Origin of the sequence: Pseudomonas sp. SJZ103 (assembly GCF_007828335.1) — a bacterium.
GTDB lineage: Bacteria > Pseudomonadota > Gammaproteobacteria > Pseudomonadales > Pseudomonadaceae > Aquipseudomonas.
Genome location: NZ_VIUN01000006.1, coordinates 117,580 through 135,348, shown reverse-complemented (window position 1 = coordinate 135,348; position 17,769 = coordinate 117,580). Strand labels below are relative to the sequence as shown.

The following is a 17,769-nucleotide window of genomic DNA, read 5'->3' as shown; positions in this document are numbered from 1 at the left end:
CGCGCAGGTAGACTGCTGAGATCTATACCCGGAGCCAACCATGGCCAACGCCTTGCCCGACCTGAAACTCCTGCGCATCTTCGTCAGCGTCGTGCGCCACCAGGGCTTTGCCAACGCCCAGCACGAACTCAACCTGTCCACGTCGGCCATCAGCACCTATATGAGCCAGTTGGAAAGCGCGTTGGGCCTGGTGCTGTGCCATCGCGGGCGGGGTGGGTTCAGCCTGACCAGCAAAGGCGAGCTGTTTCACCAGGAAACCCTGCGCCTGCTGGGTGAGCTGGAAGGCTTCGAGCAATACGCCGCCGCGCTCAAGGGCGAGCTACGCGGCACGCTCAAGCTCGGCGTGCTCGACTCCACCGTAAGCGACAACGCCTTGCCGTTCGCCGAGGTTATCGGCGCCTATAGCCTGGAGCACCCGGCGGTGCACCTGAATTTATCGGTGATGAGCCCTTACGAACTGCAACTCGGTGTGCAGGATAACCGCCTGGACCTGGCCATCGGCGCCTTTTCCAATCGCATGAGCGGGCTGATCTACATGCCGCTGTACCGCGAGCAACACTGGTTGTATTGCAGCACCCGCCATCCGTTGTTCAACGAGCGTCGCATCCCTGAACAAGTGATCACCCAGCAACGCATGGTCGGCCGCGGTTACTGGAGCCAGGCCGAACTGGCGCGCCACGGCTTCAAGCACAGCGCCGCTACCGTGGAAAGTATGGAGGCGCAGCTGATCCTGGTGCTCTCCGGTGCCTACATCGGCTACCTGCCCGAACACTACGCCCAGGCCTGGGCCGACAAGGGCGACCTGCGCGTATTGCTGCCCGCCACCTTCGGCTACCAGGCGCCGTTCTCGATGATCATGCGCCGGGGCCGCAGTCGCGAGCCGTTGATCCAGACCTTCCGCGATTTACTCAAAGCCCAGCTCAATCAGGCCTGAACAACCATGTCCCGACCCCAATGCTCCCGCTGCCTCAGGCCTGTTGTCCATTGCCTGTGCGCGCTGATCCCCAATCTCGACAGCCGTACCCGCGTGTTGCTGTTGCAGCACCCGAGCGAGGTCAACCATGCGCTCAACACCGCGCGGCTGGCGGCGCTGGGGTTGAACAATGCGCAGTTGGTAGTGGGCGAGGTCTTTGATGACCTGCCAACCTTGTTGAGCCCGCCCGGCTATCAGGCGCGGCTGTTGTTTCCGGCTGACGATGCACAGCCGTTGCAAGCCTATGCCCCCGGCGATCAGCCGCTGTTGCTGGTGGTGCCCGACGGCACCTGGCGCAAGGCGCGCAAACTGCTGCACCTCAATCCGTTGTTGGCGGCGCTGCCTCGAGTGACGCTGGTCGAGGGCGCCGTGTCTCGCTACCGATTACGCAAGGCGCCCGGGCCAGGGGCGTTGTCGACGGTGGAGGCGATTGTGCAGGCGTTGCAGGTGCTGGAGGCGCCGGTGTCGTTTGAACCGTTGCTCAAGCCGTTTGACGCCTTGATCGAAGGGCAGATTGCGGCGATGGGGGAGGAGGTCTTTCAGAAAAATCATGGCGATGGGCATTTGGGCTAGGCGGGGTATCGACGCGCGGCCATCGGGAGTAAGCCCCCTCCCACATTCGACCGAGTTCCAGCATGAGAATGCGGTCCAGTGTGGGAGGGGGCTCGCTCCCGATGGGGCCCTCAAGCTCACCCTCTTTTACGCTTATTCCTTTAAGCCATAAGCACCGCACTTTGCGTGATATGGCCCGCCGACCTTTCCCGGTATGATGTTCGCCCCCGCAGTCTGGATTGCGAATACGCCATGACCTTGCAGTACCCTACAATCGCCGATTGCGTCGGCAACACGCCCCTGGTCCGCTTGCAACGCATGGCGGGTGAAACCAGCAATACCCTGTTGCTCAAGCTCGAAGGGAACAACCCGGCCGGCTCGGTAAAAGACCGCCCGGCGCTGTCGATGATCACCCGCGCCGAGCTGCGTGGGCAGATCAAGCCCGGTGACACCCTGATCGAAGCCACCTCCGGTAACACCGGGATCGCCCTGGCCATGGCCGCCGCGATCAAGGGTTACAAGATGGTGCTGATCATGCCCGACAACGGCAGCGCCGAGCGCAAGGCGGCGATGACCGCTTATGGCGCCGAGTTGGTGCTGGTCACCCAGGAAGAAGGCATGGAAGGCGCCCGCGACCTCGCTGAGCGCATGGCCGCCGAAGGCCGTGGCCAGGTGCTGGACCAGTTCGCCAATGGGGACAACCCCGAAGCGCACTACACCACCACCGGTCCGGAAATCTGGCGTCAGACCCAGGGCACCATCACCCATTTCGTCAGCTCCATGGGCACCACCGGCACGATCATGGGCAACTCGCGCTACCTCAAGGAGCAGAACCCGGCGATCCAGATCGTCGGCCTGCAACCGATGGAAGGTGCGGCCATCCCAGGCATTCGTCGCTGGCCCGAAGAGTATTTGCCGAAGATCTACAACGCGACGCGCGTGGACCGCATCATCGACATGGCCCAGCGTGAAGCCGAAGACACCACCCGCCGCCTGGCGCGTGAAGAAGGCATCTTCTGCGGCGTGTCGTCCGGCGGTGCCGTGGCGGGTATGTTGCGCTTGTCCAAGGAAGTGGAAAACGCGGTGATCGTCGCGATCATCTGTGACCGAGGCGACCGTTACTTGTCGACCGGCATTTTCGACGAACCCAACTGATGGCCAAGCACGAGAGAGGCCTGCGCTTCCAACCGACGGGCGGCAGCCGGGCCCCACAGATTCCCGTGGGCAAGAAGCAACGCCTGACCATCGAGCGCCTGGCCAACGACGGCCGCGGCATCGTGTTCTTTGAAGGCCGCACCTGGTTTGTGAACGGTGCGCTGGCCGGCGAAGAGGTTGAAGCGCGAGTGTTGGGCACCCACGGCAAAGTGGTCGAGGCCCGTACCGAACGCGTGTTCAAGGCAAGCGAGCTGCGTCGTCCGGCACCGTGCGCGCACTTCGGCCGCTGTGGTGGTTGCAGCGTGCAGCACTTGCCCCATGACGAACAACTTGCCCTGAAACAGCGCATGCTCGCCGAGCAACTGTCCCGCGTGGCCGGTGTCGAACCGCAGGAGTGGGCTGCACCGCTGAGCGGGCCGGAATTCGCTTACCGACGCCGCGCCCGCGTGGCCGTGCGCTGGGATGCCAAGGCGAAAAAACTCGAGGTGGGTTTCCGCGCCGTGGCCAGCCAGGACATCGTCGCCATCGATGATTGCCCGGTGCTGGTACAGGCCTTGCAACCGATCATGCAGCGCCTGCCGAACATGCTGCGTCGCTTGAGCAAACCTCAGGCCCTGGGGCATGTGGAGTTGTTCAGTGGCTCGTCCGTCGCCGTGCTGCTGCGGCATATGGCGCCGTTGTCGGACGCGGACCTGCTGATCCTGAAAGAATTTTGCAGCTTCCATGAAGCCCAGCTGTGGCTGCATGGGGAAGGTCAGCCGGAACCGATTGAGCCCGATCAATCACTAGGTTTCCGATTGGACGCGTGGAATTTGGAGTTGGCGTACCGACCAGGGGATTTTGTCCAGGTCAACGCCGGAGTCAACGAGGCGATGGTTGCCCAGGCCCTGGACTGGCTGGCGCCGCAGCCTGATGAGCGGGTGCTGGACCTGTTCTGCGGCCTGGGCAACTTTGCCCTGCCACTGGCGAAACAGGTGCGCGAAGTGGTGGCGGTGGAAGGTGTGCAGACCATGGTGGGCCGGGCTGCGCAGAACGCCATCAACAATAATTTGCATAATGCGCAGTTTTTTCAGGCCGATTTGTCCCAGCCTTTGACTGACGCGGAATGGGCCAAACAGGGCTTTTCTGCGGTACTCTTGGACCCACCCCGCGATGGTGCCCAAGAGGTTGTGCGCAAGCTCGCCACCCTGGGGGCCAAGCGCCTGGTGTATGTGTCCTGCAACCCGGCGACGCTGGCGCGGGACACGGTTGAGCTGGTCAAGCAAGGCTACCGGCTAAAACGTGCCGGGATCCTCGACATGTTTCCGCAGACAGCGCATGTCGAGGCCATGGCGTTATTTGAAGCGGGCTAGGATGCCCGTTTAATCCGACTGGCCTGCGTTCTCCAAGGCCTATGATCTGCCACGGAGTTCGCAGTAAAAAGGTCGGCGATGATTTTGGCGCATCCAAGGTGCGTCGTAGGGAAGGTAAGCAAGATGGTACAGGTGAGAGCACACCAGCCGATCAACACCGACGGCAGTATCAATCTCGAGGCATGGCTGGATCATGCCATCAGTGTCGACCCGGCACTGGACCGTGAAGCCTTGAAAGCAGCCTGCGAGTTCGCTCGCGAGTCTGAGCAACAAGACAATGCAGCCAAGAACCTTTGGGCCGAAGGCACTTCCAGCTTTCGAACCGGGTTGGAAATCGCCGAGATCCTCGCCGATCTCAAGCTGGACCAGGATTCACTGATCGCCGCCGTGCTCTATCGCGGCGTGCGTGAAGGGCACATTCAGTTGCCGACCGTCAGCCAGCGTTTTGGCGCGGTTGTGGCCAAGCTGATCGACGGCGTGCTGCGCATGGCCGCCATCAGCGCCAGCCTCAGCCCGCGCCAGTCCATGGTGCTGGGCACCCAGGGCCAGGTGGAAAACCTGCGCAAGATGCTGGTGGCGATGGTCGACGACGTGCGTGTCGCCCTGATCAAGCTGGCCGAGCGCACCTGCGCGATCCGTGCGGTGAAGACCGCCGACGACGAAAAGCGCAACCGCGTTGCCCGCGAAGTCTTCGACATCTACGCGCCGCTGGCCCACCGCCTGGGTATCGGCCATATCAAGTGGGAGCTGGAGGACTTGTCCTTCCGCTACCTCGAACCGGATCAATACAAACAGATCGCCACGTTGCTGCATGAGCGGCGGCTCGACCGCGAGCGCTTTATCAGCGACGTGATGGGCCAGTTGCGCGCCGAGTTGCAGGCCACCGGGGTCGATGCCGACATCAGCGGTCGTGCCAAACACATTTATTCGATCTGGCGCAAAATGCAGCGCAAGGGCCTGGCCTTCAGCCAGATCTACGATGTGCGCGCCGTGCGCGTTCTGGTACCGGAAATGCGCGACTGCTACACCGCGCTGGGTATAGTCCATACACTGTGGCGGCACATTCCCAAGGAGTTCGACGACTACATTGCCAACCCCAAGGAAAACGGCTACCGCTCGCTGCACACCGCCGTGATCGGCCCCGAGGGCAAGGTGCTGGAAGTGCAGATCCGCACCCACGCCATGCACGAAGAGGCAGAGCTGGGCGTGTGCGCGCACTGGCGCTACAAGGGCACCGACGTCAAGGCCGGGTCCAACCAGTACGAAGAGAAAATCTCCTGGCTGCGCCAAGTGCTGGAATGGCACGAAGAACTCGGCGACATCGGCGGCCTGGCCGAACAGCTGCGGGTGGATATCGAGCCGGACCGGGTCTACATCTTCACCCCTGACGGCCATGCCATCGACCTGCCCAAGGGCGCCACTCCGCTGGACTTCGCCTACCGCGTGCACACCGAGATCGGCCATAACTGCCGGGGCGCGAAGATCAACGGGCGCATCGTACCGCTCAACTACAGCCTGCAAACCGGCGAGCAGGTCGAGATCATCACCAGCAAGCACGGCACGCCGAGCCGCGACTGGCTGAACCCGAACCTGGGCTACATCACCACATCGCGGGCGCGGGCGAAGATCGTGCATTGGTTCAAGTTGCAGGCACGCGACCAGAACGTCGCCGCCGGCAAGACCCTGCTCGAACGCGAGCTGGGCCGCTTGGGCCTGCCGCAGGTGGACTTCGACAAGCTGGCCGAAAAAGCCAACATGAAGATTGCCGAAGACATGTTCGCCGCCCTCGGTGCCGGCGACCTGCGCCTGGCGCAACTGGTTAACCTGGCCCAGCAACTGGTCGAGCCGGAGCGCGGCAACGAACAACTGGAGCTGATCCCACGCAAAGCCACCGGCTACAAGCCCGGCAAGCGCGGCGATATCCAGATCCAGGGCGTCGGTAACCTGTTGACGCAAATCGCCGGCTGCTGCCAGCCGTTGCCGGGGGATGCCATCGTCGGCTACATCACCCAGGGCCGTGGCGTGAGCATTCACCGCCAGGACTGCGCCTCGGTGCTGCAACTGGGCGGGCGCGAGCCGGAGCGGATTATCCAGGTCAGCTGGGGCCCGGTGCCGGTGCTCACCTACCCGGTGGACATCATCATCCGTGCCTACGACCGTTCCGGCCTGCTGCGTGACGTCTCGCAAGTGCTGCTCAATGAGCGCATCAACGTGCTGGCGGTCAACACCCGCTCGAACAAAGAGGACAACACTGCGCTGATGTCCCTGACCATCGAGATTCCGGGGCTGGACGCACTGGGGCGGTTGCTGGGACGGATTTCCCAGTTGCCGAACATCATTGAGACGCGGCGCAACCGTACCCCATGATTCGCGGAATGAATGCAGGCTAAAGGTGGGAGGGGGCTTGCTCCCGATAGCAGGCTGTCAGTTGATACATCTGGTGGCTGACGCACCGCTATCGGGAGCAAGCCCCCTCCCACACTGATCGGACACAGAAAGATGTATTCACTTGAAGACCTGCTGCACCTGATGAGCCGCCTGCGAGACCCGAAATACGGGTGCCCGTGGGACATCAAGCAAACCTACGCCACCATTGTCCCGCACACCCTGGAAGAGGCCTACGAAGTGGCCGACGCCATCGAGCGCGGCGACTTCGATCATCTGCAGGGTGAGTTGGGCGACCTGTTGTTCCAAGTGGTGTATTACAGCCAGCTGGCGCGGGAAGAAGGGCGTTTCGAATTTGCCGGGGTGATCGACAGCATCACCCGCAAGCTGATTCGCCGTCATCCCCATGTGTTCCCGACCGGCGATCTGTATGCGCCGCTGGATATACCTCAGCTCAGCGAAGAACAGGTCAAGGAGCGCTGGGAGCAGATCAAGGCCGAGGAGCGTGCGGAAAAATCCGACGCGCCGGAGCAACTGTCCCTGCTGGACGATGTGCCGACTGCGTTGCCGTCCTTGTCCCGGGCCGCCAAGTTGCAGAAGCGCGCCAGCCAGGTCGGCTTCGACTGGCCATCGGCGTTGCCGGTGGTGGATAACGTGCGCGAAGAGCTGGATGAAGTGCTCGAAGCCATGGCTGACAACGACCCGGAGGCCATCGCCGATGAAGTCGGTGACCTGCTGTTCGCGGCGGTCAACTTGGCCCGTCACCTCAAGGTCGATCCGGAAACAGCACTGCGTGGCGCCAATGCAAAGTTCGAACGACGTTTCCGATTTATCGAACAGGCATTGCGCGACACCCACCAACCCATAGAAGATTGCACCCTCGAAGAGTTGGACGCCCTGTGGGGCGAAGCCAAACGTCAGGAAAAGAACGTGTCCAGCTGCGGTTGAGCAGTTGCCTAAGTGAGTAAGCACCATGAGCCTTTCCCTTCGCGACCAGTTGCTCAAAGCAGGTCTGGTCAACCAAAAGCAGGCCAAGCAGGTCGGCAAAGAAAAACAGAAGCAGCAGCGGCTGGTCCACAAGGGCCAGATCGAGGCCGATGACACCCAGGCTCGCCTGGCCGCCGAGGCGCACGCCGAGAAGGTCAAGCGTGACCAGGAACTCAACCGCCAGCAGCAGGAAAAAGCCGAGGCCAAGGCCCGTACGGCCCAGGTCAAACAACTGATCGAGACCTCGCGCCTGCCTAAGCTGACCACCGAGGACTACTACAACTTCGTGGATGACAAGAAGGTCAAGCGCCTGTCGGTCAACACGTTGATGCGCAACAAGCTGAGCAACGGCTCCCTGGCCATCGTGCATCACGGCGGTGGCTACGAGGTGATCCCGCGTGAAGCGGCGCTGAAGATCCAGGAGCGTGCACCGGAGCGTATCGTGCAGCTCAACATCCTCACCGAAAGCCAGGTGCCGGATGAGGACGATCCGTACGCCGCTTACCAGATCCCGGATGATCTGATGTGGTAAGGCTGTAGCAACGAATGGTGGCGAGCAGGCTTGCCCTGCGTTGGGCTGCGGAGCAGCCCCAGAACACACAAACCCCGCTCAAAAGGCGGGGTTTGTGTTTGATAGGCACCCCAGCTGCGTGGGGCTGGGGGGCCTACAGGATTTCGAAGTTTCAGGAGCTTTGTGCCTGGCGCTTCAACTCAAGCGATTCAAGCTCGTTTTTATAATTATGAGCATCGCTCTCGTTGTGAAACATGCCGACCAGCAGGTCTTGTTGGTGGACATCCCAGATATGAATCCCATGGCCCAGCGCTTCGTGGGACATATGTTCGTCGTCGCGTTCAGTTACTTTTACAGTCATCTGCTTGCTCCAATTTCTGGTGGGTATGCGGCAAGTCGTCGCAGGTCTTTTTATACGGTTTGTTAGCTTGCTAAGTAAACCGCTTTAGAGGTTTATGACAGAAGTTTCATGTTGGGCGGCAGCTTGATACCGGCTGTGTTGGTCATGCCGGCGCCATCGGGAGCAAGCCCCCTCCCACAGGGGAAAGTGTTCGCAGTTCAAATGTGGGAGGGGGCTTGCTCCGATGATGGCAGACAGTTGAACCCAAAACCCCCAGACGAAAAAAAGCCCCGCATTCAGCGAGGCTCTTTTCAGCTCATCAAGCCAATCAGCTGCCCTTGATGGCCTTGCCGTCAACGGTACCGTCCTGCAGCATGATGTTGTATTCCTTGCCGTCGGTTTCCACCTGGCGCAGGGCTACCAAAATGCCGCCCAGGTCCTTGGCAAACCACATCTGGGTGATGCGCTTGCTTTGAGTCGGGTCGCGTACGCGCTCAACCTTGATCGCGTCAATGCTGCCGACCTTGGTCTGGACTTTTTCCGGGCCGATCACACGGAAGTCGTAGGTGTCGACGTCAGTGCCTTCAACCACGTTGTAGCTCATGCTTTTCTTGCCCGCTGCGACGTCGCGTTGCAGGGCCAGCTGGTACGTCGATTTGTCGAGCATGCCGCTCTGCAGAGGGACGTTGACCGGGTCTTTGTTTTCAAAACCCGTTACTTTTTTGGTCGACGGATCGAAGTCCAGATTGATCTTTTTGGCCTTGCCCAAACCGCCGCGTTCGAAGGTGTAGCTCTTGGGTTGCAGAGTGTCCTTATCAAATAGGATCACGCTGGTTTCGGTCAGGCTGGCGATCATCATGGAAGCCTTGAAGTTCAAGGTCCAGGTGCCGTCACCGTTCTTGGTCAGGCTGCGTTCTGCCGAACCACTCATGGGCAACTGTTTCCAGTCGGCGGTGTAGCTGGCGGAGAACGGGTGTAGATCTGCCGCTTGCACGGCAGGCAAGGCGAACAGCGCAAAAGCGAAGAGCAAGGCGCGACGCATAAAATCTCCTAGGTTCGAATCAAGTGGCCGCTGGCCGCAAGTAACTGGCCGTCCAATAATGCACCCTGGTCACCAAGAATCAACCGCCCCTCGGCAAACCAGCGCACAGCCAGCGGGTAAATCCTGTGTTCCTGGGTATGAACCCGCTGCGCAAGTGTCTGCGCGGAGTCGTCAGACTCTACCGGAACCACTGCCTGTACGACCAGAGGCCCGCCATCGAGTTCCTCGGTGACGAAGTGCACGCTGCAGCCATGCTCGCTGTCACCGGCATCCAGCGCGCGCTGGTGCGTGTGCATGCCTTTGTATTTGGGCAGCAGGGACGGGTGGATATTCAGCAGGCGCCCTTCATAGTGGCGCACGAAATCAGCGCTGAGGATGCGCATGAAACCGGCCAGTACCACGAGTTTGGGGTTGAAGGCGTCGATCAGGTCGACCAGGGCGCTGTCGAAGGCCTCGCGGCCTTCGAAAGCCTTGTGATCCAGCGAGCGGGTTTCGATACCCGCGTCCCTGGCGCGTTGCAGGCCGTAGGCGTCGCTGCGGTTGGAGATCACCGCAGCGATGCGCACCGGGCTGTCGCCGGTGCGCGTGCTGTCGATCAGGGCCTGCAAGTTACTGCCGGTGCCGGAGAGCAGCACCACGACATCACAGGTCTGGGACATCAATGCGCCTTGAGGTTCTTCAGTTCAACCTGAGCCGCGCCTTCGGCGGCGGTGGCGATCTGGCCGATGACCCAAGGCTGCTCGCCGGCTTCACGCAGAACGTTCAGCGCGGTTTCAACGTGTTCTTGCGCCACGCAGATGACCATGCCCACGCCGCAGTTCAGCACGCGGTGCATTTCGGTTTCGTTGACGTTGCCTTTCTCTTGCAGCCAGTCGAATACCGCAGGACGCTGCCAGCTGGCCACGTCGACGATCGCCTGGGCGCCTTTTGGCAGTACGCGCGGGATGTTGTCCAGCAGGCCGCCACCGGTGATGTGGGCCATGGCCTTGACGGCGCCGGTGTCCTTGATCAGCTTGAGCAGCGGCTTGACGTAAATGCGGGTCGGGGCCATCAGCAGGTCGGTCAGCGGTTTGCCGTCGAGTTGGATGTTCTCGATGTCGGCGCCGGACACTTCGATGATCTTGCGGATCAGCGAGTAGCCGTTGGAGTGCGGGCCGGACGATGGCAGGGCGAGCAGGGCGTCACCGGCAGCCACTTTGGAGCCGTCGATGATCTCGGCTTTTTCCACGACGCCGACACAGAAGCCGGCCAGGTCGTAGTCTTCGCCTTCGTACATACCTGGCATTTCAGCGGTTTCGCCGCCGACCAGGGAGCAACCCGACAGTTCGCAGCCGGCGCCGATGCCGGTCACCACCTGGGTGGCGGTCTCGACGTTCAGCTTGCCGGTGGCATAGTAGTCGAGGAAGAACAACGGCTCGGCACCGCATACCACCAGGTCGTTGACGCACATGGCCACCAGGTCGATGCCGATGCTGTCGTGCTTGTTCAGGTTCAGTGCCAGGCGCAGCTTGGTGCCCACACCGTCAGTGCCGGAAACCAATACAGGCTGCTTGTAGCCGGCCGGGATCTCGCAGAGGGCGCCAAAACCGCCCAGGCCGCCCATGACTTCGGGGCGCGCAGTGCGCTTGGCAACGCTCTTGATGCGTTCGACCAATGCTTCACCGGCGTCGATGTCTACACCGGCGTCCTTGTAGCTCAGGGAGGGTTGCTTGCTCATGATCCAGGCCTTTAGGGGGGATTCAGGGGTAACGACCGAGCGGGCAGGCGCTTTTGGTAAAAGGCCCAGCCGTTGACGGTCTGCGAAGGCGCGCGATTTTATCAGGCTTGAGGGGCAGCGGCCATCCTCGGGCCGACGGGCAGGGCACATAGATTTAAAAAAGCAGGTTAAAAAAATGCTAATCGGGTCTGTTCAGGCACGTATTAAGGTATAGCCTTTAAACCGCTGTCGTTAATGACATGGCGAAAACTTACCGGGACCCCGTGAATGTTTTAGTTGTCGCTGTGGTCACAGCCTGGCTATGCCGATTTCACGCGGTCTGTTCCAGCCGCTAAATTTGTCGTTCGGGAATCTTCCATGCGTCTGTGTAATGTCTTTTTTGTAGGCTGCTTGTCGTTGATCAGCCTGGCGAGTCATGCCGAAACCCTCAATGGCCTTTATCAAGTACTTGAACCGGTCAGCAGCCAGTCCCCGCAGGAGCGCGACCAGGCCACTCAGCGTGCGGTGCAGACCCTGGTCATCCGCCTCACCGGCGATGCCAAGGCCGCCGAAGGCCCGGGCCTGGCGGCGATTCGCAAGGATCCGCAGCAAATCATCACTCAATACGGTTACGACGCCGGCCCGCCCGAGAGCTTGCAAGTGGACTTCGATCCGGTCAGCACTGATCGCGCCTTGCGTGACGCCGGCCTGTCGATCTGGGGCAGCAACCGGCCATCGATCCTCGGCTGGTGGCTGAACGACTCCACCGAAGGCAGCAGCCTGGTCGGCGATGGTCAGGCTGTCGCCCAGGCGTTGCGCCGTGCGGCACAACACCGTGGCTTGCCGTTGCGCCTGCCGCTGGGGGATCTGGATGAGCAGGTCGTCGCCACGGCGCCGAATCTGGAAAGTGCCGACGCCACACCGTTGCGTGCCGCGTCCGAGCGCTACGGTGCCGACGCCTTGCTTGCCGTGCATGCACGCCAGGAAGGCAATCAATGGCAGGCCAAATGGCGACTATGGCTGGGCGACAAGAGCGAGCAGGGCACCGCGCAAGGCGCCGACACTGGCGCGCTGGCCGATGCGGTCATGCTGGCGGTCAGCCAAAAACTGGCGCCGCGCTTTGCGGTCAAGCCCGGTGTGAGTACCGAACAATTGCTGGAAGTGCAGGGCATGAACCTGGAGCGGTACGCGGCGTTGGGGCACCTGCTTGAGCCGTTTGGCGGTCAGCCGCAATGGGTGGATGGCAATCGTATTGTGTACCGGGTCAACGGCAGCGCCGATCAGTTGCGTACCCAGTTGAGCCTGGCCAAATTGCAGGAGGTGCCTGCGGGTGAGGCCCCAACTCAGCAACCGGTCGTCGATGGTACGCAACCGGCCGCCGCCCCGGAGCCCCAGGCGCAACTGCGTTTTCGCTGGTAAAAAGTTCTTCCTATATAGATAGAAGCAAGTAATGGAGTGGTTTATGGCGGATACGCGTCGTTGGGTGTGGCTTGGCGGGATCGTCCTGCTGTGCGTTTTTGTGTTCTTGCTGCATTCGATCCTGACGCCGTTCCTGGTTGCGTTGCTGCTCGCCTATCTGTTCGATCCCGTGGTGGATCGCCTGGAAAAAGCCGGTCTGTCGCGGACCTTGGGTGTGGTTGCAGTGTTTGCGTTGTTCACGTTGATCATCACCGCGCTGGTGCTGGTGCTGGTACCGATGCTGGCCAAGCAACTGTTTCGGCTCTATGAGCTGGCGCCGCAGATGCTCGACTGGCTGCAGCACACGGCGATGCCGTGGGCCCAAACCAAGCTCGGGCTGGCGGACGGTTTCTGGAAGTTCGACAAGGTCAAGGCGGCGATCAGCGAGCACATGGGGCAGACCACCGATATTGTGGGGGTGATCCTCAGTCAGGCGACCGCCTCCAGCCTGGCGCTGATCGGCTGGCTGACCAACCTGGTGCTGATCCCGGTGGTGGCGTTCTACCTGCTGCGCGATTGGGACATCATGATGGCCAAGATCCGCAGCCTGCTACCACGCAGCCGCGAAGAGCGCATCGTGGCCCTGGCCGGCGAGTGCCATGAGGTGCTTGGCGCCTTTGTGCGCGGGCAGTTGCTGGTGATGCTGGCACTGGGGATCATCTACGCGGCAGGCTTGATGGCCATCGGCCTGGAGCTGGGCCTGTTGATCGGCCTGATTGCCGGCCTTGCCGCTATCGTGCCGTATATGGGCTTTGTGATCGGTATCGGCGCGGCGTTGGTAGCCGGGCTGTTCCAGTTTGGCGGCGACCTGTACCCGATGCTGGGGATTGTCGCGGTGTTCATGGTCGGCCAGGCCTTGGAAGGCATGGTGCTCACGCCGTTGCTGGTGGGGGACCGGATTGGCATGCACCCGGTGGCGGTGATCTTTGCGATCCTGGCGGGCGGCGAGCTGTTCGGCTTTACCGGTATCCTGCTGGCCCTGCCGGTGGCGGCGGTGATCATGGTGCTGGTGCGCCACATGCACGATTTGTACAAGGATTCCGACGCCTATACGGGGGTCGAAGACCCCGAGCTGTAACCGCTGCGTCATAAACCCGGCTTCGGCCGGGTTTGTTGTTTATGGGGCTGCGGCGTCAAACAATCCGCTTAAAACCGGCGAGTTAACGCAAACCTTTGATTTTGCTTGTGGTCTGCTGCATTGTGCGGCCGGCGTCACGGGTATAAACTTTGCAAACTTTACACAGAGGCCACTAACGGTTCGATGGGAGCCGTTCAGTCAGCATGAAACCGATTCAGCTGCCCTTAGGTGTGCGTCTGCGTGATGACGCTACCTTTATCAATTACTACCCAGGCGCCAATGCCGCTGCACTCGGCTATGTCGAGCGGCTCTGCGAAGCCGACGCCGGGTGGACCGAAAGCCTGATCTATCTGTGGGGCAAGCACGGCGTGGGGCGTACCCATCTGTTGCAGGCTGCGTGCCTGCGTTTCGAACAGATGGGCGAGCCGGCGGTCTACCTGCCCCTGGCCGAGTTGATGGATCGGGGCATCGGGATCTTCGACAACCTTGAGCAATACGAACTGGTGTGCCTGGACGATCTGCAGGCGGTGGCCGGCAAGGCGGATTGGGAAGAGGCGCTGTTCCATCTGTTCAACCGCTTGCGTGACAGCGGCCGGCGCTTGTTGATTGCTGCCTCTACCTCGCCACGCGAGTTGCCGGTGAAGCTGGCCGACCTCAAGTCGCGCCTGACCCTGGCGCTGATCTTCCAGATGCGCCCGCTGTCCGACGAAGACAAATTGCGCGCCCTGCAATTGCGCGCATCCCGTCGCGGCCTGCACCTCACCGATGAAGTCGGGCACTTTATCCTCACCCGTGGCACCCGCAGCATGAGCGCGTTGTTCGATTTGCTCGAACAGCTCGATCAGGCCTCTTTGCAGGCTCAACGAAAATTGACGATCCCTTTTCTCAAAGAAACTTTGGGCTGGTAACTGGTTGAATCTACGGGATTCGGCAATTTACAGGCGCCAGAAATCCTGCGTTTAAGCCACGTTGGCTACGCATTTGAACCGATAAATGGAATTACGGCTTAGATGTCATAGTCCAATCGCGAAGTCACATAGATCACGATTGAATTTGCAAATCGATGTGATAGAAGGCATAGTCTCGACTTCTTTACATACCAGCCACGGTCGTGCCCATGCTAAATCGCTTCGCACCCCTCGTGCCCCTCGCACTCGTTACCCTGTTGTTTGGTTGCGCCTCCCACCCTCAACAGGTGGTTGAGCAGCAAAAAACTCAACAACAGTCCCAGGCAAAATTCGTTGCTGCACAATCTGCTTCTGTTTATGAAGAAACGCTTTATAAAGAAGAGCAAGCAACCGAAAAGGAACTGGCCGATTTTTCCGGCAACAAGCCTTACCAGCTTCCAGTTCTGGCCGACAGCATCCTCGAACGCGGCATGTCCCTGATCGGTACCCGTTACCGTTTCGGCGGTACCTCTGAGGCCGGTTTCGACTGCAGCGGTTTTATCGGCTACCTGTTTCGTGAAGAAGCTGGCATGAACCTGCCACGCTCCACTCGCGAAATGATCAACGTGAAAGCACCGTTGGTCGCGCGCAATAACCTCAAGCCCGGTGATCTGCTTTTCTTCAGTACAGCAGGCCGTGGTCGCGTAAGCCACGCCGGTATCTACCTGGGCGATAACCAGTTTATCCACTCCAGCAGTCGTCGCAGTGGCGGTGTTCGAGTCGACAGCCTGGGCGACAGCTACTGGAGCAAAACCTTCATCGAAGCCAAGCGCGCACTCGCCATGGCCCCGACTACGGTTACCGCCAGTAAGTAAACTTAAAGTGATACTTGAAGTTTGACGTGTAAGCGCTAGAATCCCTGGACATTGTTGTAATCCGTTCGCGCGAGCTTTGCTTGCGCGTTCTGGTTTTCAGCGTTCGGCAGCGATAGCCGCATCCAGACCAGGATTGTTCTGCACATGTCGACCACAGCCCGCCTGCTCCTTATTCTCTGCGCCGCGCTTATCAGCGCCTGCGCCAGCCGGCCGCCGCCTGCTCCCGTTGCGGTCAAGCCCAAGCCGGTATTCAACTATTCCACCCAGAATTTCTCGCCTGCGGCCGAAGACGTGCTCTTTCGTGCGCTGGGTCTGGTCGGCACGCCTTACCGTTGGGGCGGCAACACGCCGGACTCGGGTTTTGATTGCAGCGGCCTGATCGGCTTTGTCTTCCGCGACGCCGCCGGCATCTCCCTGCCGCGCACCACTCGCGAACTGATCGTGATGCGCGCCCAGGACGTCAGCGAGCAGAACCTGCAGACCGGCGATTTGCTGTTCTTCGCCACCGGTGGCGGTTCCCAGGTCAGCCACGCCGGGATCTATGTGGGCGAAGGCCGCTTTGTCCATGCGCCGCAAACCGGCGGTACGGTGAAGCTGGATACCTTGTCCAAGGCGTATTGGCAGAATGCTTATCTGAGCGCCAAGCGTGTGTTGCCAGCAAATCTGGCACGTAATCCCTGAGTCAAACACCAAGCTCAATGTGGGAGGGAGCAAGCCACCTCCCACATTGGGTTTGTGTTGCTTCTAGGAGCGTTTATTTAGCCGCCGACACCCGCCACACCTTATTCCCCACATCATCCGCCACCAGCAGATCACCCTGCTGATCAATCACCACGCCCACGGGCCGGCCCATGGCTTTCTCATCGTTATCGAGGAACCCGGTCAGCACATCCACTGGCTGGCCCTTAGGCTGGCCTGCCTCGAACGGTACGAAGATCACCTTGTAGCCACTGTGTGGCTTGCGATTCCACGAGCCATGCTGGCCGATGAATGCGCCGTTGCTGAACGGCGCCGGGAGTTTGCTGCCCTCGGCGAACGTCAGGCCCAAAGACGCCGTGTGGGGCCCTACCGCATAGTCCGGCGCAATTGCCTTGGCGAACAGGTCCAGGTTCTGCGGTGTGACGCGCACATCCACATGCTGGCCGTAATAGCTGAAGGGCCAGCCATAGAACCCGCCATCCTTGACCGAGGTGATGTAGTCCGGCACCAGGTCGCTGCCGATCTCATCGCGCTCGTTTACCGCTGTCCATAGCTTGCCGCTCTGGGGTTCCCAGGCCATGCCGTTAGGGTTGCGCAGGCCGGAAGCGAAAATGCGGTGCTGGCCGCTGGCGCGATCCACTTCCCAGATAGCTGCGCGGCCCTGTTCCGCTTCAAGACCGTTCTCACCGACGTTGCTGTTGGAGCCAACGCTCACGTACAACTTGCTGCCGTCCTTGCTGGCGATCACGTTCTTGGTCCAGTGGTGATTCAGGGGGCCGCCCGGCAGGTCGACCACCTTGGTGCCAGGTGCCTTGATCGCGGTTTCGCCCGCTTGATAGGGGAAGCGCAGCAGCTTGTCCGAATCGGCCACGTACAGGTCATTGCCGACCAGTGTCATGCCGAAGGGCGAATTGAGGTTTTCCAGGAACACCGTACGGGTCTCGGCGACGCCATCGTGATCGGCATCGCGCAACAGGGTGATGCGGTTCGGGCTTGGCACCCCGGCGCCGGCGCGGCCCATGACCTTCTCCATGACCCAGCCGCGAATGCCCGTGGAATCATCCGGTTTCGGCGGCGCATTGGTTTCTGCCACCAGCACATCGCCGTTGGGCAGCACATACAGCCAGCGCGGGTGGTCCAGGCCTTCGGCGAACGCCGCCACTTGGGTGCCGGCCGCTGCGGTCGGCTTCACGCCCTCTGGCCAGCCGATTGCCGGGGCAATGTTCACGGTGGGAATCAGAGTGTTGTTTGGCTCCGGTAGCTTGGGCGATGGCCCGGTGCCGTCGGACACCTGCAGGGTGGAGCTTTCACCGCAGGCCGCGAGGGTGCCGGCGAGCATGATGAGTAGGGCGAGTCTGGTTTTATGCATGGTGTTCTCCTTGATACCTGTAAGGGTAGAGGAGGGCGCTGGTGCGATGGTTCAAGTGCAAGGCCAGCTTTAATTGACGCTCCACCCCCAACCCACTAACCTTCGCGGCTTGTTCCAGGTGCTCTGTGACCCATGGGTCGACCGAGTGAAACAGGGAAGCCGGTGAGCGAGCGCACTTGTACACAGTGCTGCCGCGATTCCGGCGCTGCCCCCGCAACGGTAAATGAGTCAAGACGGTGCCTTTTGCCACTGTATCGCCCGCGATATGGGAAGGCGCGCCGTCGGCGTGTTCGCTCTGTAGATGAGCAAGCGCGCCACTCATGAGCCCGGAGACCGGCCTGGATCATCCAACAGCATCACGGTGGGCGATGCTTGGCTGTCTGTTTTTTCCTGCCTGCCGTTTTTGTCCA

At 60.9% G+C, this 17,769-nt stretch carries 17 protein-coding genes and 1 riboswitch; of the genes, 12 read left to right on the top strand and 5 right to left on the bottom strand.

From position 1 onward, the window contains the following. Positions 1 to 40: 40 nt before the first annotated feature. The 7 genes from FBY10_RS15560 (at position 41) to FBY10_RS15530 (ending at position 7,936) form a co-directional block, all read left to right on the top strand. On the top strand, positions 41 to 934 hold the full coding sequence (locus FBY10_RS15560; RefSeq protein ID WP_131698623.1) for a LysR family transcriptional regulator: 894 nt from the start codon (positions 41 to 43) through the stop codon (positions 932 to 934). A gap of 6 nt (positions 935 to 940) precedes the next feature. Further along, positions 941 to 1,546 carry a tRNA-uridine aminocarboxypropyltransferase gene (locus FBY10_RS15555; protein ID WP_145336989.1) on the top strand — a complete coding sequence of 202 codons (606 nt, stop codon included), beginning with the start codon at positions 941 to 943 and terminating at the stop codon, positions 1,544 to 1,546. 231 nt (positions 1,547 to 1,777) lie between these two features. Continuing rightward, positions 1,778 to 2,680 carry a cysteine synthase CysM gene (gene cysM / locus FBY10_RS15550; protein WP_015885254.1) on the top strand — a complete coding sequence of 301 codons (903 nt, stop codon included), beginning with the start codon at positions 1,778 to 1,780 and terminating at the stop codon, positions 2,678 to 2,680. Continuing rightward, the gene (gene rlmD, locus FBY10_RS15545; RefSeq protein ID WP_131698621.1) at positions 2,680 to 4,032 is read left to right on the top strand and encodes a 23S rRNA (uracil(1939)-C(5))-methyltransferase RlmD; all 1,353 of its coding nucleotides are present in this window, start codon (positions 2,680 to 2,682) and stop codon (positions 4,030 to 4,032) included. The genes cysM and rlmD overlap by 1 nt, the downstream gene beginning before the upstream one ends. A gap of 123 nt (positions 4,033 to 4,155) precedes the next feature. Next, on the top strand, positions 4,156 to 6,399 hold the full coding sequence (relA, locus tag FBY10_RS15540; protein ID WP_027603791.1) for a GTP diphosphokinase: 2,244 nt from the start codon (positions 4,156 to 4,158) through the stop codon (positions 6,397 to 6,399). A gap of 132 nt (positions 6,400 to 6,531) precedes the next feature. Further along, positions 6,532 to 7,365, top strand: coding sequence for a nucleoside triphosphate pyrophosphohydrolase (gene mazG / locus FBY10_RS15535; RefSeq protein WP_131698620.1), 834 nt, complete (start codon positions 6,532 to 6,534; stop codon positions 7,363 to 7,365). Positions 7,366 to 7,390: 25 nt separating this feature from the next. Then, complete coding sequence (locus FBY10_RS15530) at positions 7,391 to 7,936, top strand: DUF2058 domain-containing protein (protein WP_028617375.1); 546 nt, start codon at positions 7,391 to 7,393, stop codon at positions 7,934 to 7,936. Positions 7,937 to 8,087: 151 nt separating this feature from the next. Here the strand turns inward: FBY10_RS15530 and FBY10_RS15525 are convergent, their stop codons facing one another. The 4 genes from FBY10_RS15525 to purM form a co-directional block, all read right to left on the bottom strand. Continuing rightward, positions 8,088 to 8,276 carry a hypothetical protein gene (locus tag FBY10_RS15525; protein WP_131698619.1) on the bottom strand — a complete coding sequence of 63 codons (189 nt, stop codon included), beginning with the start codon at positions 8,274 to 8,276 and terminating at the stop codon, positions 8,088 to 8,090. A gap of 307 nt (positions 8,277 to 8,583) precedes the next feature. Then, positions 8,584 to 9,297 (bottom strand): DUF3108 domain-containing protein, encoded by a 714-nt coding sequence (locus tag FBY10_RS15520; protein ID WP_131698618.1) that lies wholly within the window; start codon positions 9,295 to 9,297, stop codon positions 8,584 to 8,586. An 8-nt stretch (positions 9,298 to 9,305) separates the two neighbouring features. Further along, positions 9,306 to 9,956 (bottom strand): phosphoribosylglycinamide formyltransferase, encoded by a 651-nt coding sequence (gene purN, locus FBY10_RS15515; RefSeq protein WP_065909707.1) that lies wholly within the window; start codon positions 9,954 to 9,956, stop codon positions 9,306 to 9,308. Then, positions 9,956 to 11,014, bottom strand: coding sequence for a phosphoribosylformylglycinamidine cyclo-ligase (purM, locus tag FBY10_RS15510; RefSeq protein WP_014719398.1), 1,059 nt, complete (start codon positions 11,012 to 11,014; stop codon positions 9,956 to 9,958). Before purM ends, purN begins: the two co-directional genes overlap by 1 nt. A 357-nt stretch (positions 11,015 to 11,371) precedes the next feature. Here purM and FBY10_RS15505 point away from each other — a divergent pair, with 357 nt between their 5' ends. The 5 genes from FBY10_RS15505 to FBY10_RS15485 all read left to right on the top strand — a co-directional run bounded on the left by FBY10_RS15505 (position 11,372) and on the right by FBY10_RS15485 (position 15,972). After that, on the top strand, positions 11,372 to 12,412 hold the full coding sequence (locus tag FBY10_RS15505; protein ID WP_145336988.1) for a DUF2066 domain-containing protein: 1,041 nt from the start codon (positions 11,372 to 11,374) through the stop codon (positions 12,410 to 12,412). Between the two features lie 43 nt (positions 12,413 to 12,455). Continuing rightward, positions 12,456 to 13,529 carry an AI-2E family transporter gene (locus FBY10_RS15500; protein ID WP_145336987.1) on the top strand — a complete coding sequence of 358 codons (1,074 nt, stop codon included), beginning with the start codon at positions 12,456 to 12,458 and terminating at the stop codon, positions 13,527 to 13,529. A 203-nt stretch (positions 13,530 to 13,732) separates the two neighbouring features. Beyond that, on the top strand, positions 13,733 to 14,437 hold the full coding sequence (gene hda, locus FBY10_RS15495) for a DnaA regulatory inactivator Hda (protein WP_027603798.1): 705 nt from the start codon (positions 13,733 to 13,735) through the stop codon (positions 14,435 to 14,437). A gap of 209 nt (positions 14,438 to 14,646) precedes the next feature. Next, on the top strand, positions 14,647 to 15,291 hold the full coding sequence (locus FBY10_RS15490) for a C40 family peptidase (RefSeq protein WP_053133099.1): 645 nt from the start codon (positions 14,647 to 14,649) through the stop codon (positions 15,289 to 15,291). Between the two features lie 144 nt (positions 15,292 to 15,435). Then, the gene (locus tag FBY10_RS15485) at positions 15,436 to 15,972 is read left to right on the top strand and encodes a C40 family peptidase (protein WP_131698615.1); all 537 of its coding nucleotides are present in this window, start codon (positions 15,436 to 15,438) and stop codon (positions 15,970 to 15,972) included. A 73-nt stretch (positions 15,973 to 16,045) separates the two neighbouring features. Here FBY10_RS15485 and FBY10_RS15480 read toward each other — a convergent pair whose 3' ends face one another. After that, entirely contained in the window at positions 16,046 to 17,359 is a 1,314-nt protein-coding gene (locus tag FBY10_RS15480; protein ID WP_145336986.1) for a sorbosone dehydrogenase family protein, read from the bottom strand. A gap of 99 nt (positions 17,360 to 17,458) precedes the next feature. Further along, positions 17,459 to 17,716, top strand: a riboswitch (cobalamin riboswitch). Positions 17,717 to 17,769 lie beyond the last annotated feature (53 nt).